The 23,378-nt window shown below is 51.0% G+C and carries 21 protein-coding genes; 13 read left to right on the forward strand and 8 right to left on the reverse strand.

Features of this window, described 5'->3' with window-relative positions; all coding sequences use genetic code 11:
* The 5 genes from EKO24_RS09235 to EKO24_RS09255 form a co-directional block, all read left to right on the forward strand.
* Nucleotides 1–438: hypothetical protein (locus tag EKO24_RS09235; protein WP_206667244.1), on the forward strand; the 438-nt coding region annotated here is incomplete at its 5' end.
* Between the two features lie 421 nt (nucleotides 439–859).
* On the forward strand, nucleotides 860–1,105 hold the full coding sequence (locus tag EKO24_RS09240) for a type II toxin-antitoxin system ParD family antitoxin (protein ID WP_127030627.1): 246 nt from the start codon (nucleotides 860–862) through the stop codon (nucleotides 1,103–1,105).
* Complete coding sequence (locus EKO24_RS09245) at nucleotides 1,102–1,398, forward strand: type II toxin-antitoxin system RelE/ParE family toxin (RefSeq protein ID WP_127030626.1); 297 nt, start codon at nucleotides 1,102–1,104, stop codon at nucleotides 1,396–1,398. The genes EKO24_RS09240 and EKO24_RS09245 overlap by 4 nt, the downstream gene beginning before the upstream one ends.
* A 207-nt stretch (nucleotides 1,399–1,605) precedes the next feature.
* Complete coding sequence (locus tag EKO24_RS09250; protein WP_127030625.1) at nucleotides 1,606–1,890, forward strand: BrnT family toxin; 285 nt, start codon at nucleotides 1,606–1,608, stop codon at nucleotides 1,888–1,890.
* The gene (locus EKO24_RS09255) at nucleotides 1,887–2,087 is read left to right on the forward strand and encodes a hypothetical protein (RefSeq protein ID WP_127030624.1); all 201 of its coding nucleotides are present in this window, start codon (nucleotides 1,887–1,889) and stop codon (nucleotides 2,085–2,087) included. Before EKO24_RS09250 ends, EKO24_RS09255 begins: the two co-directional genes overlap by 4 nt.
* Nucleotides 2,088–2,233: 146 nt before the next feature.
* Here the strand turns inward: EKO24_RS09255 and EKO24_RS09260 are convergent, their stop codons facing one another.
* Nucleotides 2,234–3,202 carry a peptidoglycan DD-metalloendopeptidase family protein gene (locus EKO24_RS09260; protein WP_127030623.1) on the reverse strand — a complete coding sequence of 323 codons (969 nt, stop codon included), beginning with the start codon at nucleotides 3,200–3,202 and terminating at the stop codon, nucleotides 2,234–2,236.
* A 221-nt stretch (nucleotides 3,203–3,423) separates the two neighbouring features.
* Between EKO24_RS09260 and lnt the strand changes: the two genes are divergently transcribed.
* Entirely contained in the window at nucleotides 3,424–5,004 is a 1,581-nt protein-coding gene (lnt, locus tag EKO24_RS09265) for an apolipoprotein N-acyltransferase (RefSeq protein WP_127030622.1), read from the forward strand.
* A gap of 64 nt (nucleotides 5,005–5,068) precedes the next feature.
* Here lnt and EKO24_RS09270 read toward each other — a convergent pair whose 3' ends face one another.
* Nucleotides 5,069–6,343 carry a response regulator gene (locus EKO24_RS09270; RefSeq protein WP_127030621.1) on the reverse strand — a complete coding sequence of 425 codons (1,275 nt, stop codon included), beginning with the start codon at nucleotides 6,341–6,343 and terminating at the stop codon, nucleotides 5,069–5,071.
* A gap of 232 nt (nucleotides 6,344–6,575) precedes the next feature.
* Nucleotides 6,576–6,827, reverse strand: coding sequence for a hypothetical protein (locus EKO24_RS09275; RefSeq protein WP_127030620.1), 252 nt, complete (start codon nucleotides 6,825–6,827; stop codon nucleotides 6,576–6,578).
* Between the two features lie 856 nt (nucleotides 6,828–7,683).
* On the opposite strand from EKO24_RS09275, the gene EKO24_RS09280 reads away from it, so the two are divergent.
* Nucleotides 7,684–8,136 (forward strand): hypothetical protein, encoded by a 453-nt coding sequence (locus EKO24_RS09280; protein WP_127030618.1) that lies wholly within the window; start codon nucleotides 7,684–7,686, stop codon nucleotides 8,134–8,136.
* Nucleotides 8,137–8,227: 91 nt separating this feature from the next.
* On the opposite strand, the gene EKO24_RS09285 is transcribed toward EKO24_RS09280, so the two are convergent.
* Nucleotides 8,228–10,909, reverse strand: a complete 2,682-nt coding sequence (locus EKO24_RS09285; protein WP_127030617.1) for a bifunctional acetate--CoA ligase family protein/GNAT family N-acetyltransferase — start codon at nucleotides 10,907–10,909, stop codon at nucleotides 8,228–8,230.
* Nucleotides 10,910–11,115: 206 nt separating this feature from the next.
* Between EKO24_RS09285 and EKO24_RS09290 the strand changes: the two genes are divergently transcribed.
* Nucleotides 11,116–11,688 (forward strand): hypothetical protein, encoded by a 573-nt coding sequence (locus EKO24_RS09290; RefSeq protein ID WP_241674451.1) that lies wholly within the window; start codon nucleotides 11,116–11,118, stop codon nucleotides 11,686–11,688.
* A 698-nt stretch (nucleotides 11,689–12,386) separates the two neighbouring features.
* The gene (locus EKO24_RS09295) at nucleotides 12,387–13,301 is read left to right on the forward strand and encodes a hypothetical protein (protein ID WP_127030616.1); all 915 of its coding nucleotides are present in this window, start codon (nucleotides 12,387–12,389) and stop codon (nucleotides 13,299–13,301) included.
* A gap of 55 nt (nucleotides 13,302–13,356) precedes the next feature.
* On the opposite strand, the gene EKO24_RS09300 is transcribed toward EKO24_RS09295, so the two are convergent.
* The 4 genes from EKO24_RS09300 to EKO24_RS09315 are packed head-to-tail and all read right to left on the reverse strand — an operon-like array spanning nucleotide 13,357 to nucleotide 19,569.
* Nucleotides 13,357–14,793, reverse strand: a complete 1,437-nt coding sequence (locus EKO24_RS09300; protein WP_161990592.1) for an efflux transporter outer membrane subunit — start codon at nucleotides 14,791–14,793, stop codon at nucleotides 13,357–13,359.
* Between the two features lie 2 nt (nucleotides 14,794–14,795).
* Nucleotides 14,796–17,846 carry an efflux RND transporter permease subunit gene (locus EKO24_RS09305; RefSeq protein WP_127030389.1) on the reverse strand — a complete coding sequence of 1,017 codons (3,051 nt, stop codon included), beginning with the start codon at nucleotides 17,844–17,846 and terminating at the stop codon, nucleotides 14,796–14,798.
* Nucleotides 17,843–18,949 (reverse strand): efflux RND transporter periplasmic adaptor subunit, encoded by a 1,107-nt coding sequence (locus tag EKO24_RS09310; RefSeq protein WP_127030388.1) that lies wholly within the window; start codon nucleotides 18,947–18,949, stop codon nucleotides 17,843–17,845. Before EKO24_RS09310 ends, EKO24_RS09305 begins: the two co-directional genes overlap by 4 nt.
* Nucleotides 18,946–19,569 carry a TetR/AcrR family transcriptional regulator gene (locus tag EKO24_RS09315; RefSeq protein WP_127030387.1) on the reverse strand — a complete coding sequence of 208 codons (624 nt, stop codon included), beginning with the start codon at nucleotides 19,567–19,569 and terminating at the stop codon, nucleotides 18,946–18,948. The genes EKO24_RS09310 and EKO24_RS09315 overlap by 4 nt, the downstream gene beginning before the upstream one ends.
* A gap of 493 nt (nucleotides 19,570–20,062) precedes the next feature.
* Between EKO24_RS09315 and EKO24_RS09320 the strand changes: the two genes are divergently transcribed.
* From EKO24_RS09320 to EKO24_RS09335, 4 genes are all read left to right on the forward strand, one after another.
* The gene (locus tag EKO24_RS09320; protein ID WP_127030386.1) at nucleotides 20,063–21,079 is read left to right on the forward strand and encodes a hypothetical protein; all 1,017 of its coding nucleotides are present in this window, start codon (nucleotides 20,063–20,065) and stop codon (nucleotides 21,077–21,079) included.
* Nucleotides 21,080–21,178: 99 nt separating this feature from the next.
* The gene (locus EKO24_RS09325) at nucleotides 21,179–21,541 is read left to right on the forward strand and encodes a hypothetical protein (RefSeq protein WP_127030385.1); all 363 of its coding nucleotides are present in this window, start codon (nucleotides 21,179–21,181) and stop codon (nucleotides 21,539–21,541) included.
* A gap of 25 nt (nucleotides 21,542–21,566) precedes the next feature.
* The gene (locus EKO24_RS09330; RefSeq protein WP_206667245.1) at nucleotides 21,567–22,259 is read left to right on the forward strand and encodes a C39 family peptidase; all 693 of its coding nucleotides are present in this window, start codon (nucleotides 21,567–21,569) and stop codon (nucleotides 22,257–22,259) included.
* 227 nt (nucleotides 22,260–22,486) lie between these two features.
* Complete coding sequence (locus EKO24_RS09335) at nucleotides 22,487–22,972, forward strand: hypothetical protein (protein WP_127030384.1); 486 nt, start codon at nucleotides 22,487–22,489, stop codon at nucleotides 22,970–22,972.
* Nucleotides 22,973–23,378: the final 406 nt, after the last annotated feature.

The following is a 23,378-nucleotide window of genomic DNA, read 5'->3' on the forward strand; positions in this document are numbered from 1 at the left end:
AGGTTATCGCCACGTTCATCACCGGCTTTATGCCGGGCAAAGACCAGCTCAATCCACAATATTAACCAGCGGTCAATGCGTAACTTCTATAGAAAAATTTTGGCGGGAGACCTATCGTTCTTTGAGGATGATCGTGGGCGCGCAGAATTCTCCTATTATTTATGCATGCAGTTAGTAAGGACAAAGAGAATTCAGGAAAATGTTTTCTTAGCGTTCAAAGATATGGATCGACAATTTGGAGTAAACATAAACAACTCATGGCCGCTCATGAGGAACATTGACGCTGTCAGCATGGCACTCAGCTTATTTTCTCAAAGAAAATATAAAATTGTTCTATTGAAAAATGCGTCGGGTATCAACTTCATCACTGGAGATCAACCTATTTTTCAATACGCATGCCGTCGAGCAATTCGGGAAGGAAATACCGGCAAGTACTGAATTTTATTATGCATTATCACCTCGTATTGCCATATTAATAGCAGACGATCGGAAATTCCACAATCTATGCGAAATTAAATTGAATGATTCTGCCGTTGGAGACTACAACAATTTTGTAAAGCAAGTCTCTTACGAGCAAATTTACTCGAGCACTCAAGAATGTCTCATGCCTTTTATGTGAACAATAAATTCAACGTATTAGCCGGGTTGGGCATGCTGATTATGCCCAACATTTTCAGTCTTTAATATAAAACGATTTGCCGATTTCACCAGACTTCCTCATCATAAGGTACCTGTCGGGCAACGAAAAGCTGATACCCGATTTACACGCGTCTATTACCGGGCAAGCCTCCAAGCGCAGATTTTGACTTCCCTGATTTCGGGTATTAATATTTAATACATTTAGCGGGAGGTCAATAATATGCCTAGAAACACATCAGTCACGTTGGGTGAGCATTTTGACAGATTTGTGGTTGAGAAAATAAAGGAAGGACGATTCCAGTCCGTCAGCGAAGTTGTTCGAGCCGGGCTTCGAAAACTCGAAGAGGATGATACTAAGCTTCAAGCATTAAGAATCAAGCTTCAAGCGGGAGAGAACAGCCCGGTAGCAGAGGAATTTGATGGCGATTCTTTTATTGCGGCTTTGCATGAAAAATACGTCAAATGACGTCAAGCTACCGCATCAGGCAACTGGCTGAAAATGACCTGGAACAAATCTGGTTATATTCATTTCATAAATGGGGCCTGGATCAGGCGGACAGATACATCCGCTCAATGATATCCCGTTTTTCGTGGCTTGCGGAAAATCCACAGCTTGGTAAACAACGGAACGACATCAAATCCGGCTATTACGGTTTTCTGGAAGGAAGGCATATCATTTTCTATACCATTAAAAAAAACGGCATTGATATTATCGGTATTCCTCATCAACGTATGGACATTATGAGTCATTTCGAATGATGTCAATGTTTCGCAATTGGCTTATCTAATTTTCCCATGCTCGGTAGGGGGCGCATCGCGCTCCATTTATGAATACCAGAAGACTCTGAGTTCCACTAAAATATTCCAGCAGGAAACTTATTTTAAAATCAAGATTTCCTATGTAGCTGAAACTCGAAAAGGTAAACGATCCACCCTCTACTAAACAAGCCATCTTGAAAAACACAAATGAAATTCACATGGGATGAAAATAAAAACCAGCTAAATATTCGTAAACACGGTATTAATTTTAGCAGTACTGCCTATGTGTTTTCCGATCCTTTTGCCTTAAGCATGCCTGATGATGAACATTCGGAAACGGAAGAACGTTGGCTTTTATTGGGTAAAAGCTTGAATGAACAAATGCTGTTAGTTGTTCATACCTTTCGATATGATGACGTCGTCAGAATTATTTTCGCCAGAAAAGCAACGGCTACCGAGACCGCTACTTATATGAAGAGGCTTACAAAATGAAAGAAGAATATGATTTTTCTAATGCCGAACAAGGTAAATTTTATGTGCCTGTTGAAGACGTTCAATTACCGATATATTTAGATAAGGACGTTATTCAGTATCGTAATGAAAAAAATTTAACGACACAGGAAAGCTTGCAATCATTAGTCAACGACTTATTGCGTAAAGACATTGAAATCGCCAAAAGAGTGGCCTGAGCGGGACATGGTTTGCAACTCATACATGCCAACTTAAGAAAGTGAGTAACAAATCAAATGTTAATCGAGTAGGGCGCGCCGTGCGCGCCAAAGAGATAGCAGCAATTTTAAATATCGGAGAAGGCGCGCACGGCGCGCCCTACATCTTATTTAACAGCATGCCCCATCTGAGAAGGCGCAACGCCTTTAAGCCAAGTGTTTACCAACGGTTCCTCGGCTTGCCCGGTTTGATTGATAAACGTAAACGGCACTGAGGCCAATTCCATGCCCCGGTTAATCTGAACCGCAAAATGCAAATGCGGGCCGGAGGTAAAACCGGTATTGCCCGAATAACCGATCAATTGCCCCGCCGCCACCTCCAAGCCCGGATAAACTTGGGCTTTCTCCAATTCCAAATGTGCATAGACCGCCATGGAGCCATCGTCATGCAAGATCCTGATGTTGTTGGCTTCGGTGCTGTAGGCTTTATTCGTGCCGCCTTTATAAAAATCATCCTCGGCTTCCAGCACAATGCCCGACCGAGCCGCATAAACCGGGGTGCCAACCGGCATGACGATATCGACGGCGTATTTGTTTTGTTCGTCGGTATGGCTGAAACTGCCGCCGAAAGCTTGGGAAATTCTAAACGATGCATCGGGCGCTATCGGCGGCAAATAGCCGGCATTGGAACTGTAATTAGGTAAAGGCCTGCCGACGATGTAGCGGTATTTAAGCCCAAGCCGCCATGCTTCATGTTCATTGACTGGATTTACCTGGAAAAGCGAGTCCGATTTTCCGGGAGGGACAACAAAGCGTCTGGGCAGGTCCGGCGTCGCCTGGACATTGTCCCGTTCGGAAAAATCGATTTCAACTTCTATCGGTCCCGCATAATCATTACGAATATAGCACTGCGGATGCCGCTCTTCACCCGATTGCAACAGCCAGACTAATTGTTTGTGGGTGACTTTAAGCTGGCGGACTTCAACTTTTTGCTCGTCGCCTTTTTGCAGTGCCTCGGCGGGCTTGTCGGTAAAATGCCATACGCCTTGTTCGTCCTGAAATTTGTAGAGTTTTTTGCCGACGGCGTTAAATGAACACAGCGACAATATTATAAAAATGAATAACGATGATTTCATGAGTTGCGCCGAATCGGAAAAATATGCGCGGACCTGCCAACAGCCTAGGAAAGCGAAAGGCGTCATAAAAACAGGATTGGCAAGGGCTGTCAATCATTAGGCAATTGTACTTATGTTTGCCGTAGACAATAAGCGCTTAGAGCATAAACTATCCCGTGGTGTTTTTGATATGATGACGGTTAGTTTCAGTGAGCCTTTGTTTATCCATTTGAAAACCAAACATGCCGCATTCAAACAGTAAGTGTTGGGATTTTTGCGCCCCGGTTGCCGGGATTTTATTCGCTTTAGCTTTTGCTCCTTTCGATTATTCCTTCTTCGCGCTGTTGGCGTTGGCGTTTTTGTTTGCCTGTTGGCAGGACATTTCAGCCAAGCGCGCTGCGATGCGCGGCTATTTATTCGGTTTGGGGTCGTTCGGTTCGGGCGTATCCTGGGTTTATATCAGCATGCACGATTTTGGCGGAGCCGGCGCATTGGGCTCGAGCTTGTTAACAGGATTATTCGCTGGTTTTTTGGCATTGTTCCCGGCGTTGGCCGGCTATCTTTCGGTAAAAATAACGCCCATAAATAACGGGGCACTTCGATTCATATTGATGCCGGTCGTTTGGATACTCGTCGAATACCTGCGAGGCTATTGGGTGTTGAACGGTTTCCCCTGGTTCCAGATTGCCTACTCGCAATTGGAAACGCCTCTGGCAGGATACATACCGGTATGCGGCGTTTACGGCACCGGCTTCATTGCAGCGCTAAGCGCTTCGATTGCGGTTGAAATTTTTCAAATAGCTGCAAGGTGCGATATTTCACTGTTGAGCCATTATTCTTACCGTACGTCATTACGTGAAGTTCATCGCGATGGGCCTTTAAAAAATCTTCCGCCGTTAATCATGCTGCTTGCCGTCCTGTGGGGGGCGGGCGATCTGTTGAGGAATACCGCATGGACATATCCGATTGGCGAGCCCATTCGTGCAGCGATGATTCAAGGCAATATTGCGCAGGATCAAAAATGGCGGCCGGAAAATAAAATCAACACGCTGCTGAAATATAAAAGAATGACAGAACAGTATTGGGATTCCAACGTCATCATCTGGCCGGAAACCGCGATACCGGCCTATTTGGATCAGGTTAACGATACTTTTTTAGTACCGCTGGGCAACGACGCGAAGCAGCACAAAACCGATTTAATCGTCAGCGTGCCGGTGCACGATGCCGATCCGGATAAAAAATACAATGCGGCAATCACGATCGGCAAAGAGGAAGGCATGTATCGCAAAATCCACTTGCTGCCTTTTGGCGAATACCTGCCGCTACAGCCTTTATCGGGTTTCGTGTTGGACATGGTCAATATAAAGCTCGGCAATTTCACGCCGGGGGTGATAAACCAGCCGTTGCTGAAAGCGGGCGGTTATCCTTTCGTAACCTTGATCTGTTACGAAGACGCATTTGGCGAGCTAAGCGCACAAGGCTTGCCGGATGCCGCTTATCTGGTCAACGTGACCAACGACGGCTGGTTCGGCGATTCGATAGAACCTTATCAGCATATGCAAATGGCAAGAATGCGGGCGATCGAAACCGGACGTTTTTTGTTGCGATCCACCAATACCGGTATGACCGGAATCGTTTCGCCGAACGGTGAAATCATCGCTCAAGCGCCGCTGTTCCAGGAAACCGCGCTGACCGGAACAATAATCCCGATGGGCGGCATGACGCCTTATGCAAGGTGGGGAGATAGGCCGGTTATTGGCGGAGCGGTTATTTTGTTACTGGGTTTGATAGGGTATCGGAGATTTTTCAGGATGGCGTACTGACATCGCGGCAACGTTGGAAATTGGGGGGCAAGCCGCGTCCTGCTTGATGTTACAGGCGTTATAGTTATGCTGAATCGCTACGTTTAACAGGCAGCCACACTGTAAACGCGGCTCCTTTTTCTACCGCACTGTCTACAACAATCCTGCCGCCATGTTTGGTAATAATGCCGTAGGACGTCGATAGTCCTAGGCCAGTGCCTTTGCCGACCGGTCTAGTGGTAAAGAACGGATCGAATATTTTTTCGGTATTTTCGGATGCTATGCCGCAGCCGTTATCGATAACCGAGACAGTCACCCACTCATTCTCACTACGCGTTCGTAACGTGATTTGTCCTTTTTCGCCTATTGCTTGAGCGGCATTAACCAACAGGTTAACGAATACTTGGCTAATTTGATCGTACAGGCATTCGACCATCGGCACATCATCGTAATCTTTGATGACTTCCGCCTTGTGGTTAATTTCGTTCCAGGCCAGGTTTAACGAGCTATCCAATGCCGTATTCAGGTTGACTTGCCGCCATTCCGAGTCTCCGGGGTGCGAGAAATCGCGCAAATCCTGGACAATTTTGCACACTCTCTCGCTCCCATCGATTGACTCGCCTATCAATTCCATCACATCCTGGCGCAAAAACGGTAAATCGATTTCCTGCTTGGTTTCGTCTATCCGTTTTAGCATATCGTCCGGCGCATTGGTTTCCAGCAAGGCATATTCGTCTATCAAGCGCAGTAAGGAGCCGACATAACTTTTTAGGATATTGAGATCCGAGCTGATGAAACCGATAGGGTTGTTAATTTCGTGAGCAACTCCGGCGGCTAAAAGCCCTATCGACGCCAGTTTCTCGGATTGCAGTAGCTCGCTGCTCATTTCTTTCAAGCGTAAATGTGCTGCTTCCATATCACGCAGGCTGCGCTGAAGACATTCCTCGCGAGCTTTAAGCGCCTGGCGGGACTTAAATAAAGCCGTATGCGTCGCGACCCGCGCCAACACCTCGGCCATCTGGAAAGGCTTGGATATGTAATCGGCACCGCCGGCGTTAAACGCGGCCAATTTATCTTCAATGTCGTTTAAAGCGCTGATGAAAATAACCGGAATTTCCCGAGTCATGGGATCGCTCTTGAGCTGCCGGCAGACTTCGTATCCATCCATACCCGGCATGCGAACATCCAACAAGATCAGGTCGGGTAATTTGGACCTGATCGACTTCAAGGCGATTTCCCCATTTAGCGCCGGGCGCACGGTATATCCTCCCGATTGCAGAATCTCGCTCAAAACGCGAAGATTATTCGCTAGATCATCCACAATCACGATATTACTGCCAGTATTATTTAAGCTATTCATCAGCGAGTCTTAATTTGAGAAAACGGATAGCCGGATGATGGACTGTTCGCCGCAAGCATACAACTGATAAAAGAGGCCAGTGAATTCATATTCGCGTTGTCCCAGGTATATTGCCATTTTGATTAGGATAAATTTTATATAGCTTCAACGAATAAGAATATATCGATCTCATTATCGTGCGTTTCAGTCCGGTAAGCTAGCGTACGAGGTTGTGTAATCGCAGAACAAATGATCAGAGATAGTAGTTTCTTTGCCAAGCGAATTTTCTTAATTGTTTCCCGAAAACTGCGGCATTTTCAATGCCTGTAAATGCTAGACCGTCACCGGTTTCGGCGTCTGCGTAATTAACCGGGCGTGAACAGTTTAACAGGTCATGCTTTGATTGTTGCTGATGGAGAGATTGCTGTAACAGGCGAAGCACTAAGTCCAAACAATTGCCATCTGATTGATCGATTTCTTGTTTTAAATCTTTTTTGATTGTCATTGTAGTGCTTCTTATATTGAAATTGTCGATAGCGTTAGGCTTAAAATTGTAGGACAGTTTCGCTCGGGCAAACAGTCAATCGGTCATAAAAAACTGTTTGGAAACGTCCAGTCGAAGAATAAATGAAACCGTCTTACAGTTTTAAATGAAAAGATTAACGTAGTGCCCCACTTTAATAACTGATGTTACGCACCGTCCACGAAAAGCACGAAAAATATCAGCCGTAGATTGGCCGCTTGCAGCCGGTTAGACCTTCCAGGTTTTTACTGGAGCCGCTCCCGGCAGCTCCAGCACTTCCGCCATCCATGGCAGTCGTAAAACCTGGAAGGTCTGCCTATCGGACTGTTCTCCGCATAACGCCAGTTCCGGTTGCCGGAAACGTCCGCCCTTGCTGCCGTCGGGCGGCCTTACTTGTGCCCTGTGAGTATTCCGGCCTACATCTGGGAACGAGCGGAAGGTGAGCGCCGACGGATGGACTAAATCCCGTTTGCCGCCTGCTGACTCGCGCCCTCCCGGCGGATTGGTCTTTGGATACTTTCTTCTCGACTGGACGGATGCAGGAGGTAGAATCGCGTCTGGAACAGCGATCGAGAGCAACGCAGGGAGCAGTTGCCGAGGCGAAGCACAAATTCGCCTGGAGCGAATTTGAACAGCCGATAAGGCTGGCCCGCAGGGCGATCAGTTAATAAATTGAACCGTGGCGGCAATCGCTTCTTTGATGCATTCGGATATGGGGATTTGAGTTTCTCGATACCGGTCATTGGCCAAGTAATAAAACTGACACATACTTTTAATAAAATCTAGTTAAACTACTTTTCGATTTAACTAGATGCTTAGTTTAAAGATACTTAAAAATTTGGCTAATGAAGCTTTTGCGCTTTATCTCAGCATTTCAAGCATCGAATACGATTCATCTGATTCTATGGCTTATATAGAGCGGCTAAGGAAATTAGAGAATCGCTGCTATAGGCGATATGAACGCCGAATTTTAAGGTATGCTCGCAAGGATAAATATCTAAATGGCTTAACATCAAAGCATTTACTCACAAATCCAAATAGAAAGTTTGATTTGTCGTTTCTGGAAAATGTTAATTTAGATGTATTGGTTTCTAAAAAGTTCAAAATTTTTCAGAAAAGGCTTTCTCAACTAGGCATAGATATTACCTGTGATTTGAGTGAATCCCTCAAGGGCCGTACCGAGCTATTCGAAATCTCCGCTATATTCACTGCTGCAAAGCGGACAGTCGCGACGGGCAGAAGTTGGCCGAGAACAGCAAGTAAAACTAAACTTCAAACCTGCCACGCTTAGTAAAAATGACACGGACTTAAGCTTCGGTTATTTAAAAAATCCGTATAAATCAGCCCAGTCCGTGTCATCCGTGTTCTATTCCTAAACTAAATCACTGCCTTAAATCCTTAACCACCTGCACCACTTCGCTATCTCCGGCGATGCTTTCAATACTGAAGCCCAGCTTGGTAACCAGAGACAGCATCGGCTTGTTAATCGCCAACACCTCGCCTTCAAAAAACGCGATGCCTTTGGATTTGGCGGTTTGCAGTAGCGCTTTCATCAGCCGGGTGCCTATGCCCATGCATTGGGAGTCGTCGGCAACGACCAGCGCAAATTCCACCGAATGGCCGTCCGGGTTCGCCATATAGCGGCCTACGCCCAATTCGTTCGGCAGGTTTTCGTCTTCGGTGACCGCGACAAAGGCCATTTCGCGGTCGTAGTCGATTTGCGTGAAGCGCACGATCATCTCCGGCGTCAGTTCCTGCAAGGCTTGCATGAAGCGGAAATATTTAGTGCGTTCGGATAAGCGGTGCACGAAATCTTTTTCCAGGCCCGCATCTTCAGGGCGGATAGGCCTGATCGTAATATTCGCGCCGTTCGATAATTGGTGATGCTGGATCAAGTGGTGCGGATAAGGATGGATAGCCATATGCGAATAGGAAGTCAACTGGTGCGACGTTTCCGCTTTAATCCGCGCATCGACGGCCATTACGCCGTGTTCGTCGACAATCAGCGGGTTAATATCCAGTTCTAAAATTTCCGGCAATTCGCTGACCATCGCGGAGACATTCAGCAACACGTCGACCAGGGCTTGTTTGTTCGCGGCCGGTAACTGGCGGAATGCGCCCAGATACTTAGAGGCTTTGGTTTTGGCGAGCATTTGTTCAACCATATACGCATTCAGCGGCGGCAGCGCGACGGAGCTGTCCTTCAAAATTTCGACCATCGTGCCGCCCAGGCCGACGCTGATCGCAGGGCCGAATACAGGGTCCCTGACCACGCCTATCATCAATTCGCGGCCGCTGGGCGATTTGTACATCGGCTCGACGGTCATGCCGACTTCTTTAACTTCCGGATGTCTTTGCTTGATGGCGGTTTCCATTTCCTGGTAATGATGCGAAATCTCCTGGACGCTGCCGATATTAAGCCGCACGCCGCCAATATCGGACTTATGGCTGAATTCGGCCATATTGACTTTTAACACGACCGGAAAACGCATCGTTTCCGCCGCAATCATTGCATCTTTGGCATTCGAAACCTTAATGGTCTGGTTAACCGGAATATGGAACGCGGCCAGAATCGCTTTGGCTTCTTGCGCGGTTAAAACCTGGCGGCCTTCCGCAAGCACGCGTTCGACAATCAGCCGCGCGCCCGCAATATCGGGCGCTGCCAATTCATCGCTAGGCGAGGGGATTTGTTTCAGCAGGATTTGATTTTGCGTATAACTGGTCAGGAACGAAAACGCATCGACAGCAATTTCGGGCGTGCTGAAGTGGGCGACTTTACTGTTCGCGAAAAGATTGCGGCCTTCCTGAACCCGCGCGCCGCCTGTCCATGACGCCAGTACCGGTTTTTTGCTGTTTTTGGCGCCTTCAATGATGCATTCGGCGACTTGCTTCGGATTGGTCATGGCCTGGGGCGTCAGTATTACCAGTATGCCGTCGACGTTTTTATCTTTAAGGCAAATTTCCAGCGCTTTTTGGTAACGCTCGGAAGTCGCATCGCCCAAAATATCGATAGGGTTCGCATGGGACCAGTGGACCGGCAGGACTTCGTTCAGTGCGTCTATGGTCGCAGGGCACAGTTCAGCCATTTGCACGCCGACGTCTTCGGCGCGGTCGGTACTCATCACGCCGGGTCCGCCGGCATTGGTGATAATCGCCAGGCGGTCTTTTTTGACGATGTAATTGTTCGCCAATACGCGGGCCGCCGAAAACAGTTCGTTGATGCTGTAAACGCGGACGACGCCGGCCCTGGCAATCGCCGCATCGAAGACATTGTCGCCGCCGACCATCGCGCCGGTATGTGACATCGCGGCCTTGCAACCGGCTTCGTGGCGGCCGGATTTGATTAGGATCACCGGTTTCAGCCGCGCCGCCGCTTTCAGGCCGCTCAAGAAACGGCGGGCGTCGCGTATGCCTTCGACGTACATCAAGATGCCGGTGGTCTTGCTGTCGGTCGCCAAATAATCCAGCACTTCGCCGAAATCGATGTCCGCCGCGCCGCCCATCGATACGACCGTCGAAAAGCCGATGTCCTGGGATTTGGCCCAATCCAGGATCGCCGTGCAGACCGCGCCGGATTGCGACAGCAGCGCCAGGCTGCCGTCCTTAATCGTGCCGTCGCCGAAGGTGGCATTCAGTTCGCCGCTGGGACGTGCAACGCCCAGGCAGTTCGGGCCGATGATACGGATGCTGTAGCGGTGGGCGATGTCCAGCACTTCCTGTTGCAGTCGCTTGCCTTCCGCGCCCAGCTCGCCAAAGCCTGCGCTGATGATGATTACGGACGTCACGCCTTTTTCGCCGCATTGGCGCATCACGTCGGGAACGCTGGGCGCCGGCGTCGAAATCACGACCAGGTCGATTTCTTCGGGAACTGAACCCAGGTCGGGATAAGCTTTCAAGCCTAATAAAGTTTCGCGCTTGTTGTTGACCGGATAAAGCCCGCCGCTGAAACCGGCTTCCTGCATGTTCAGCAACAGCCGGTAGCCTACGCTGGCCTCGCGTTCGGAAGCACCAACGATAGCGACGGATTTAGGGGTGAAAAAACGGTTCAGGTAATGAGGTCCCATTGACGATGCTCCAGAAATAACGGAATAAAGATGCGGTTTTTGAGCCAAAATTCTAGCATTGTTAACCTGCGGGCCCGATTAAATTTTAATGACGGAGCTTAAAGCTGAGTTGAGCAGCTTGTCTGCTCAAACGAAACTTATGCCCTTGGGGTATAAGCTACGCGATAAATTGATAAACTAATCTTTTTACATTGGCGGAAAGTATTTTGAAACATTTAGCAACCAAGCCAAATCGAGCGTACTTGCTGATTATCACGCTCCTCATTTTGTTGGTTCACCGGCCGGCATTGGCCCATAACGGCGTCGATCACAACAATAGTTGTTTCCTGACAGTCGGCGATACGCGCCTGAGAATCAGCGGTTATCAATTCCAGCCTGAATTGGAAGGCAAGCATTTTTGCCATTTTTTTCCCGAACTAGGGCAAATAGTGCTGGCCGTTGAACCGTTGCAAGCAGGGAAGGGCAAGGACCTGGTCGAATTGGAGTTGGCAGCGTTGACTTCATGGTTGCATCCCGGCGAGGCGTTTACCGTGATTAAACGGCAACCTGAACAGCCTATCGACACGGGCCTTGCTTCAATTTCGCAAACTATTGCGCAACGCGGCGTCTACAGGCTTACCGTCAACTTAAAAGACGAGGCCGGCAATCAGCGGCAGCAGCGTATGACATTTTTGGTCGGCGTTCCGGTGACTAAAATATTGGTGATCATTGCCGGCGGCTTGCTGGTTTGGGTGCTTGGCTTCCTGCTGGTAAGCAGTTTAAAGCAAGAGCCTGACTAAATAATGGCGGATGCTTATGATTTTAAAAACGGAACACGGATGCGACGGATTGGCGCGGATTTTTACGGGGCTAAGTCCTTAAGTCATCTCGCTAAGTTTTCCGGTATTTTGGCGTGCAAGCTTCACCTCGGCAACTGCTCCCTGCGTTGCTCTCGATCGCTGTTCCTGACGCGATTCTAACTCCCCCATCCGTGGGGTCGTACCTCCTGCATCTTTGCAGTCGTAAAGCGCCTACTGTTGGCGCTTGTAAAGCAGGCGGAGCCTGCACTCCGGCTTTGAGCACGAGTTGGACACTTATGTTCAGTACTTATACCCAAAGGGCATAAGTTTCGTTTGAGCAGACAAGCTGCTCAACTCAGCTTTATCCGTGTCAATCCGTAAAAATCTGCGTTATCCGTGTTCCATCTTTACTTCCACATCAATTGCATCTTAGTGAATTACGGCGCCCGAATTTTGCCGTCCGGTTTTGATTTTATTCTTGCCGTTAACGTACTAGAGAGCCTTAGCGAACATATTTATTGAATTAGCCCGGATTATTATTGCGCCAGTGCCGATTTGGGGCTGTTGAACAGCCGCTATAAGCGAAAACCGGAACGGCAACAATAATATTGAAGTTTGTTGATCGGCTGGAGCGTTATACACTAGTCGTGAAATCATGGGCTCGGATTGAGCCTGAAACACAACTTATCAATCGGCATATGGCAATGAAATATACTCCTCTAAAAGATCACGATACGCCTATCAAGGTATTGTTCACCGGTTATCTATGCACAGTCGGCATCGGCTATTTTTTTGCGCTGGTGCAGATATTGTTTACTCACGGAATGGCGGACGGCAAATTCGGCTTGTCGGTTGACGATATTGTTTACAGTTATTACGGCAACCGTTCGGGCACCGTATTGGAGCAGAAACTTAACGGTTCGATGAAAGACAAGGCGCCGGAACAGGAGCGTTTTAAGATCATGGAGTGGGTCAGGGATGGCGCGCTTATTGAAGATTATAAAGATGACGGCATCGACAAGATAATCGAGAGCCGTTGCGTGATGTGCCATAACGAAAGCGCGGCCGGCGGCTTGCCCGATTTTACCAAGTTTGAGCAACTCAAAGCCTTAACATCGCAAGACACGGGCGCGACCTTTAGCTCGTTAATCCGCGTTTCGCATATCCATCTGTTCGGCATCAGTTTTATTTTCATGTTTGTGGGGCTTATTTTCAGTTTTGCCGAGACCACGACAACGCAATATAAATGCATCGCAATCGGCATGCCCTATGCGTTCCTGATTGCCGACATCTTGTCCTGGTGGCTGACTAAAATTCATCCGATGTTTGCATGGCTGGTGATTCTTGCCGGCATGGGCATGGCGGTTTCGTTTATCTTTATGTGGGCGACTTCTATCCTGGAAATGTGGTTTTTTAAACCGGTATTCATCGACGGTTTCGGTTCGCGTTATTTACAGTGGCGCGATAATTCGGGAGCGTCAATCGCGGATCGAGTATGGTTTTACGTTAAGGAGTTGGCGAAGCAGGTTAAGCGGGCAGGAGTGTTTGCAAAAGAACAGTGGTTAATGCACGCCTGGCCCGTCATTAAAAGCTGGCTGAACAAAACCGGCTAACCGATAGACAGACCTTCCAGGTTTTAGAAACCTGGAAGGTCTACGAACGCCCCGATTACCACCCTCCGCCCAAGGCCTTGAACAACGCAACATGCGCGGTCGCCCAAGCCAAGCGGCTTTGCGTCAATTGCTCGCGGGCGCCATGCCAGGCGCGGCGGGTATCCAGCACGCTTTGCAGGTCGGCCTCGCCTTCCGCGTAATAGGCTTCGGCGGTTTCGGCGGCCTTGCGGGCCGATTGCTCGGCGTTTTCCAAGGCCAGACGCCGGCTTTGCTCTCCCTGAAGCAAGGCCAGATTATCTTCCACTTCCCGTAACGCCGTTAGCACGGTCTTGTCATAGGCTGCCAAGGCTTCCTGGTGCCGGGCTTCCTGAGCGTCGATATTAGCCATCAGCCGCCCGGCCTGGAAAATCGGCAACGACAGGCGCGGGCCGAAACCGTAGAAACCGCTGGACAGATTCGTGAAATTGCTCAAGTCCTGGCTTTGAAAGCCGGCCTGTCCGGTCAGCGACAGTTTCGGAAACAATTCGGCCACCGCCGCGCCGATCGACGCGGACGCGGCTGCGGCCGTGCGCTCCGCCTGGCGGATGTCGGGACGGCGGCGCAGCAAATCCGACGGCAGGCCGGGCTGGATTGCGGTGGGATTCGGAATTACCGCCGAAACGTTCGCCAACTCCGCTTCCAATCCTCCCGGCGGCAAGCCCGACAGCAGCGCCAGCGCGTGCCGGGCGTTCTTGATTTGTGCGGCGATAGGCGCGGTAGCCGCCTCGGTCGACTCCAGTTCCGTTTTTGCCCGTTGCAGATCCAGCGCGGTCGCGATGCCTTCCTGGAAACCGGCCTCGGCCAGGCGTAGCACCTCACGCTGGTTTTTGATGTTGTCTTCGGCAATCGTCAATCGGCATTGGTGGGCGCTAAGTTCAAGATAGACACGAGCCGTTTCGGCGGCAAGACTGACCTGAACGTCGCGCAGGCTCTCGTTTATTGCTTCGGCATTGGCTTCGGCGGCTTCTTGTTGACGGCGGATGCCGCCGAATAAATCCAGCTCCCAGGCGCTGTCGAAACCAGCCTGAAACAGGTTAAAAGGCGTGCCTATCGGGCCGAACATCGAAGACCGGTTTCCGCTCTGTAATGATCCCAGCGCGCCCAACAGCGCATTCGGACTAATCCGCTGGCGTTGGTAGGCGCTGGAAGCATTGACGCTGGGCCAGCGCTCCGCGTCGGTCGCGTTACGCTGGGCTCTTGCGGCCTGGATGCGGGCCTTGGCCGCCTTGATGTCGAGATTGCCTTGCAGCGCGCGCTCGATCAGTTTGTTCAAGCGCTCGTCGTTGAATCCCCGCCACCACTGGGCGAGGTCGGTATCGGCAGCGGCTGCTTTGGGCGCCGGTTCGAGCCAGCTTGCCGGCATCGCCGGTTGCGGCGGATGATAGTCGGGGCCGACCGTGCAGGCGCAAAGCAGGATCGGCAAGCTTGCCGAAGCGAATCGATGGATAGCCATTTTTATTCCTCCCGTATTCCAAACCATGCCGCATACAGCGCCGACACGAACAGCGGCGTTAACAGCGTCGCTACCAGCAAACCGCCCATGATCGCGACCGCCATTGGTCCCCAAAACACGCTGCCGGTCAACGGAATCATCGCCAGGATGGCGGCCGCGGCGGTCAGCAGGATAGGCCGCAACCGGCGCACGGCGGCTTCAATGATCGCATCCCACGGACGAACGCCGGCGGCGATGTCCTGGTCGATCTGGTCGACCAAAATCACTGAGTTGCGCATGATCATGCCGGCCAGCGCGATTACGCCCAGGGTCGCGACGAAGCCGAACGGTATGTGGAACAGCAGCAGAAAGGCCGCCACGCCGATCATGCCCAGCGGGGCCGTTAGCAGCACCATCGCGGTCCGCTTCAGGCTTTGCAATTGCATCATCAGCAACGTGACCAGGCCGAACAGCATGACCGGCATTACCGCGTTGATCGAGGCTTGGGCTTTCTGGCTGCTTTCCACCGCGCCGCCCACTTCGATCCGGTAGCCGTCCGGCAGCTTGGTGCGCAACGGTTCCAGCAACGGTTCGATTTGCGCGGCCACCACCGGGGCCTGCGTGTTGTCGCGGATGTCGCTACGCACGGTAAAAGTCGGGAAGCGGTCGCGCCGCCAGATGATGCCTTCCTCGAAACCGTATTCGCTATGCACCAGTTGGCTCAGCGGCACCGCCTTGCCGTTGCGGGTATGAATATTGATTTCTTCGATTAATGCCGGATTATTGCGTTCGCTGGGCTCGCTACGCCCCAGCACCTTGATCAGCTTGTTGTTTTCCCGGTAATCGGTGATGCCGAGTCCCGACAACATCGTGTTCAGCACGAAAGAAATATCCCGGGAACTGACGCCCAATACCCGCGCCTTATCCTGGTCTACTTCCAGATGTACCGCCTTGCTCGGCTCGCCCCAATCCAATTGCACGTCCTGAGTGTGCGGATTGTTGCGCATGACTTTGGCAACTTCCTCGGCAATCTGGCGGGTCCGGGCGATGTCGCGCCCGGAAACCCGGAACTGGACAGGGAAGCCGACCGGCGGACCGTTTTCCAACCGGTTCAGGCGGACGCGCAACCGCGTAAAGTCGTTGTCGAAAGCCGTGCGCAAGCGGGCCAGCAGGCGCTCGCGCGCTTGCAGGTCCTTGGTCAGCACGACGATCTGGGCGAAGTTGTTATGCTCCTGCTGTTGGTCCAACGGCAGATAAAAGCGCAGGGAACCGGAGCCGACATAACTGACATAGTTGACGACGTCAGGATCGTCTTTCAGCAAAGCTTCGGCCTTATGGGTTTCCTGCTCGGTTGCAAGGATCGAAGCACCCTGCGGCAGCCACAAATCCACCAGCACTTCGGGCCGATCCGAAAACGGAAAAAACTGCTGTTCGATCAGCCGGAACGACGCCATCGCCAGCACGAACAGCAGCGCTGTCGCAGTCAACACCCAACGGCGATGTTGCAGACAGCCGGCTATCAGCCGCCGGAAGCGGGGATAGATGCCGCTATTGTAGACTTCGGCCTCGCCGTGCACGCCTTGTCCTTTGATGTCCGGCAGGATTAAATAGCCGATATAAGGCGTGAAGATGACCGCGACCAGCCAGGACGCCAGCAGCGAGATACCGACTACCGCGAATATCGTGAAGCAGTATTCGCCGGCCGACGATTTCGCAAAGCCCACCGGAGTGAACGCGGCTACCGTGACCAGCGTGCCGGTCAACATCGGAAAAGCCGTGGAGGTATAGGCAAAGGTGGCGGCCTTAACTCTATCCCAACCTTGCTCCATCTTCACCACCATCATTTCGACCGAAATGATCGCATCGTCTACCAGCAGTCCCAGCGAGATGATCAGCGCCCCGAGCGAGATGCGTTGCAAGTCGATGCCGAACAGTTTCATGACCAGGAAAGTGATCGCCAGCACCAATGGAATGGATAGCGCCACCACCAGTCCGGTGCGCCAGCCCAGCGACAGGAAACTGACGGCCAGCACGATGACCACGGCTTCGCCGAGGCTTTTCATGAATTCATCGACCGAATGCCGCACCACGCGCGGTTGATCGGATACTTGATGAACATCGATGCCGACCGGCAGGTTCGCCGACAGGCGGCCGATTTCGGCGGACAGTTTCTCTCCCAGTGCCAGGATGTCGCCGCCCTTGGTCATCGATACCGCAAGGCCGATCGCATCCTCGCCTCGATAGCGGAACTTCGGCGTCATCGGTTCCGAGTAGCCGCGATAAACTTTGGCAATATCGCCCAGGCGGAATTGGCGTCCGTTGGCTTCGATGCCGATTTCGCGGATCGCATCGACCGACTTCAGGTCGCCGCTGACGCGCAAGTAAATTTTGTCGCTGGCCGTATCGATGCTGCCGGCCGGACTCATGTCGTTTTGCTGGCGCAGGCTTTGCACCATGATCATCGGGTCGATACCCAGGTTGGCCAGTTTGCGGTGCGATATTTCGACGTAAATTTTTTCCTGCTGCACGCCGATCAGGTCGACTTTGGCAACGTTCGGAATCCTGAGCAGTTCCTGGCGCACGTCGTCGACGGCGTCTTTCAGTTCGGCATGCGTGAAGCCGTCGGCCGTGAATGCGTAAATGGTGCCGTAGGTGTCTCCGAACTCGTCGTTGAAAAACGGTCCGCGCACGCCGTCGGGTAAAGTATGGGCGATGTCGTTCAGCTTTTTATGCACTTGGTACCAGGCGTCCGGCACCGCCGAATTCGGGGCATAATCCTTCAGGTTGACAAAGATCAGGCAGTGGCCGGGCTCGGAATAGCTCTGCACGAAATCCAGCCACGGCGTTTCCTGTAATTTCTTTTCCAGGCGGTCGGTTACTTGCAGCTCCATCTCCCGCGCGGTCGCGCCGGGCCATTCGGCGCTGACGATCATCGTCTTGATCGTGAAATCCGGGTCTTCCGCCCGGCCCAGGTTGAAATAGGCCATCGTTCCCGCCAGCATGACGACGCCCAGCAGGTAGGCGACAAAGGCTTGATGGCGTAAAGACCAGTCGGACAGGTTCAGTTGCTTCATCGTTGCTCTCCCAGTACGCGCACCTTCTGTCCTGCGACCAGTTTATGCACGCCGGCGGTCACCACGCGTTCGCCTTCGTTCACGCCGCCGAGCACTTTCGCTTTTTCATCGTCGTAAGCGGCCAGATTGACGGTGCGCGGCTGGACGGTCCCGGTGGCCGGATCGAATACCCATACCGCCGGTTGGCCGTTATCCTGGGTCAGCGCGGTCAACGGCAGCCAGGCCACCGGTTGCGTCTCGTTCGCCAGTACATGCACGGTGGCTGTCATGCCCAGCGCCACCGCTGCATCGGCGTTCGGCACCGACACCTTGGCGGTATAGGTGCGCAACACCGCATCTACGCCCGGCGAGACTTCGCGCAGCTTGGCTTCGTAGAATCGTTTGGGTTTGGCCCACAGATTGACTTTGACCGCGGAGGCCGCTTGCAAATCGTGCAAATGATTTTCCGGAACGCTGACGACGACTTCCTTCTCGTCTGTTTGCGCCAGCCGGACGATGTTTTGGCCGGGTGAGACGATTTGTCCGGGCTCGGCATCGACGGCGGTAATTACGCCGGCGTGCTCGGCCCGCAGTTCGGCGTAGCCGGATTTGCGGGAATAGCTTCCTTGCGAGGCTTGAGCCGCAGCGACCCTGGCTTCGGCCGCATGCATTTGGTCCCGGCGTTTATCCAGAGCCGCCTGGCTGGCGAGTCCCTTTTCCTGAAGATTAAGCAGATGGCCGAGATCCTTGCGGGCTAGGTCCAGCTCTGCCTGCGCCGCCGCCACTTGCGCCGTTGCGCCGGCTTCGTCGAGACGGACGTCGGCCGGGTCCAGGATTGCCAATATTTGGCCCTGCTTGACCAACGTTCCTACATCCACCAAGCGCTTGAGCAGTTTGCCGCCGACCTGGAAAGCCAGCGGACTTTCATGGCGGGCGCGGATTTCGCCGGAATAGCGGGCGGTCGTGGCGGTTTGCCGGTATTGCGCAGTAATTAACCTGACCGGGCGGGGCTGCGGCTCGGCCGTCGTGGATTCGTTACAGGCCGACAGCAGCAATGCGCCGGCGACCGTCGCGGCGATGAGCATCGGATAGACCACCGTTCCTATAAGTTTAGAGTTCTTCATCGTTTCAGCCCGTTAATCATCGCGTTTATGGTCAGCTCGGCGGTTTCCTCAAGGCTGCGCCATTCGATCCAGGGATCGCCGTACAAGGCGATATGAATCGCGACGACGCCATGAGTGGCGGCCCAGAAAGCCTGCGCCAATAAGTCGGGATCGGTTAATTCAGGCGCCAGCAGTTGCCGGTCTATCGCTTCCCGGCAGGTGTTCAGCAACAGCGCATAACCGTCGGTTTCCGGCTTGCCGTGTCCCATTTCGGCCAGGTCGGCCTCATCGTTTTTCCGGTTACTCATAAACATCAGCCGGTAATGGTTCGGATGTTCGATGCCGAATGCGACGTAGGCCATGCCGATCTTGCGCAAACGCTCCAAAGGCTCCGGTTCGGCGGCCACGCTTTGGAAAGCCTGCGCCAGCGACAGCGCGTCAACCCGGCACAGTTCGCGTATCAGCGCGTCCTTGTCCTTGAAGTGCAGATAAATGGTGGTAGCGGAATATTCGATGGTATCGGCGATGCGGCGCATTGTTACCGCATCGTAGCCTTCGGCGGCAAACAGCTCGCGCGCCGCATCGAGAATTTTAGTGCGGATTTTCAGGCGGTCCCGCTCACGCCGTTCGGAAATGCTCATAAACGCTATTCATTAACTTAACACCGTTAATATAATGATCTTTGTTATGTTAGCTGTCAACCATCCTGCATTCTCAATGGCAAATTCTTGAGCTATCCGGGTTTAACATCGGGTATTTAATCGGCGCGGCAGTTTTGATGTTTAAAGCTGAGTTGAGCAGGGCGGGCAATGAAATATGTTAGATATATCAAGCTATTGATATAGGCCGGAAATCGCATTCCGATGTGGAAAAGGCGAAAGAAAATATCCTGAGATTTCGGGTAGTTCTTCCGAAGATACATGTGTTTTGTTAAGTGATTAAAGTATGTTGCTGATTTTAATCTTTTGTTGATATTGGCTTTATGGAAATTTAAGAAGCGTTTAAGGATACTGGTATCGTAATGGCTGGGTTAGCTCGTCAACATGGAGAGACAGCCGTTACATCCTCATCAGATATTTTTATTGAACAACGTCTGGTTGTATTTAATTTAAATATATTCATGGAGTAATAACGATGAAACAATTTAATAAAAAAATATTAGCTACAAGTATTCTTATTGCATTGGGTTCGGCTTCCAGTGCATGGGCTGACCCTGCGACTCAAATAAGCGATAGCTTTAATAGAGCGATTACAGATAGCAGTACTCAGAATACGGATAACTCTGACCGTTCCACTACGGATATTAGTACTAACACTACCAATACCAGTACGAATACCGCCGATAATTCCAACAGTTCCACTACGGACACCAGTACTTCCGATAGTTCTAACCGCTCCACTACCAATACCAGCACTAATACCGCCGATAATTCCAACCGCTCTACTACGGATACTACGACTACCAGTACAACGACTAACACCTCCGATAGCTCTAACCGTTCTACTACCGATAACAGCATTCACGCTTCCGATAGCTCCAATCGCAGTGTAGCAACGACAACTACAGCGACGGCAACCGATGCGGCGGCTAATAACGGTAGTACCGCTACTTCAGACCGTTCCAGCGCTACCGGGACCGATGCCGCTGCCAATAACGGCGGTACAGCGACATCGGACCGCTCCGATCACAGCTTGGCGGCAGCGACAGCTCAAGGTTCTGCCGCTGCCAATAACGGTAGTACAGCATCCGCAACGACCGACAATAGCCAAGCCAATGCAAATGGATTGGGATCGGCTGCGGCTAATGGTGGCGGTAATGCAGCTACCAACAACACCGATAACGCCGATAACAGTTCATTGTCAGCGACTGGAATCGCTTCCGCGGTTTCCAAGAGCGGCAATATTACCACTGACTATAAAGTCAATAATTCATCCTTGTCAGGCTTTGTAACCGGTGCGGCAGTGAGTTTCGGCAGCCCTGTGCCGGATAGCACAACGACTTATACGGCCAGTAACAATTTGGATAATGCTTTCAATAGCAGCGCGGGTATTAACCAAGCCGTTCAAAACCTGGGCCATAATTCTTTGGCACAGCAACAAGTTTCTTTCCAAGGCAACGTAAATGTTACCCAACCCTCAGTAGCTCCTTAAGCTTTCAGAAGTTAGCAAGCTTGTAGTTGATGATTTTTGCCGGCGAGTTATTTCTCGCCGGCGTTTAACTGCATATCATCATAAAAAGGAGAATGTGTTGTGGGAACGATTTTAAAGAGCGGTTTTCTAACTTTGCTGGTCGTTATCATGCAAAGTCAGGCGGCAAAAGCTGATCTTGGCCAGGATCAGCATGAGTTAGGTTTTTCTTCGGCCGAAACAGTGTTGCCGGATGAGTTGGACACTATGCGGGGCCGCGAAGGCGTCGACATAACAACGCTCAACAACATGAATGTCCGGGCCACGCTCAGCGATAACCAGGCAAACAATAATGCGACCGGCTACAACATTATCGATCATGGTGCGTTTACGCAGGCCAGCGGCATTACCAGCGTTATTCAAAACAGCGGTAACAATGTGATTATCCAGGATTCGACTATCGTGAACGTCACGATCATCCCTTGATAATTGTCTACGGTGAAGCGCCAACATGATGCGATTTTTTATTAAATGCATTGTTCTGCTGTTGCCCGCATTTTGTAGCAGTGCAGGCACGCTGAACTTTAACGGTATAGCCGGCGCCGGTAACTATAACGTTGCTGTGACGAGTTATTTGGAGCGGCGGTTCAAAACCGTATACAAACAACAGTACGATTTTAGTTGCGGTTCCGCGACGCTGGCCAGTCTGCTGACCTATCACTATGACGATGCGGTGGATGAGCAAAGCGTATTCATTGATATGTACCAAAATGGCGACCAGCAGAAAATCCGGCAACAAGGTTTTTCGCTATTGGATATAAAACTTTATCTGGAAAGACGCGGGTATCGTTCCGACGGCTTCAGGATCAGTCTAAACCAATTGATTGCCGCGAATGTGCCGGCCATTACGATCATCAATAATAAAGGCTACCTGCATTTTGTGATTATTAAAGGCGCTAATGATCAGGAAGTCCTGGTCGGCGATCCGGCCGTAGGCGTCAAGGCGCTGCCTCGCGACGAGTTTGAAGCAATGCGGGAAAACCGCATTTTATTTTTAATCCATGACAAGCAGGATGTGGCGGCGAAACATTTTCAAGACCGGCAAGAGTGGGCGCTTCGCGTCAAAGCGCCGTTAGGCAATGCTGTCGACCGGTCCAGTTTAGGCCAATTCAATATGTTGCAACCGGGGCGTTGGGATTTTTAACTAAGGAACGAACATAAATAAACACACTCGTTTCCACGCGCCGCATACTCTCTGGAGCATAAATGGGAATGGAGCGCAGGACGCGCTGCGTCCTGTATACGCCAGGCGCTGATCGTGATTCGCGGCGCAGCGCGCCTTGGCGCATTCCCACGGAGTCCGTGGGAACGAGAAAATTCAATATGCGGCAACCCGGACGATGGGATTTTTAATTAAGCGGAGTGTTTAACGTGAAAGTATGTACGTTTTCTATTTGCGGAAAGTTCATCAGGTCAGGGCTTTGCACCGCGATTTTGAGCGGGGTTGCTTGCCAGTTATTCGCGGGTGAAAGCTCAACTGTTTCTCCTCAACGATTTAGCGGCTGGGAGCGCGTGTCCGATAGTGAATTGGATCGGCTCAGGGGCGGTTTTGTGCTTGCAAACGGAGTCAGCGTTGATTTCAGTTTGGACAGGATCACTTCGTTGAATGGCGCAGTCGTGTCGTCCTCGTTTTTCCAGACGCCGGGCAATGTCTCATTATTCCAGAACGGGGAGTTGAATCAAGCTTCGGAGCTGTCAAGATCGGCGGGTTTGGGTTCTATTATCCAGAATAACCTGGATAACCAAAGTATCAGTACGATTAATAGTATTAATATAACCGTCAGCCACTTAAAGAATTTCGATTTTAATAATAGCGGGATGATTTTTAATAATCTTATGTTGCCGAATATACATTAATTCAAAAACTAATAGTTCATCTAGGTAATTATACTAATTGTCCGGATTGGCTTAATCGCATATAACATTAACGGATAGCTTATTTGTTTGCGCATATCTGTTTTTATCGGGGTTTTATTTAAGTATCTGAACATAAGTTCTCAGCTAAGGTTAAAAGCTGGAGTGCAGGCGAGGGGCGTGAGCAGGAGCGGAAGCTTCGCCTGCTTTGCAAGCAGAGTTTGCACTCCAAAATACCGGAAAACTTTAGCTCGATTACTTATATAGAGTCCGGCTAATAAAAAGTATATTCAAAAACAATTAACGAGCTCTTCATGCGTATTAATTGGGTAGTTGAATTCCATTAAAAATAATAATGCAGGGGATTTAATTACTGTTAATTTACTATCTAAAATGGAAATAAAATAAT

The sequence above is a fragment of the Candidatus Methylobacter oryzae genome (assembly GCF_003994235.2).
GTDB classification, from domain to species: domain Bacteria; phylum Pseudomonadota; class Gammaproteobacteria; order Methylococcales; family Methylomonadaceae; genus Methylobacter_A; species Methylobacter_A oryzae.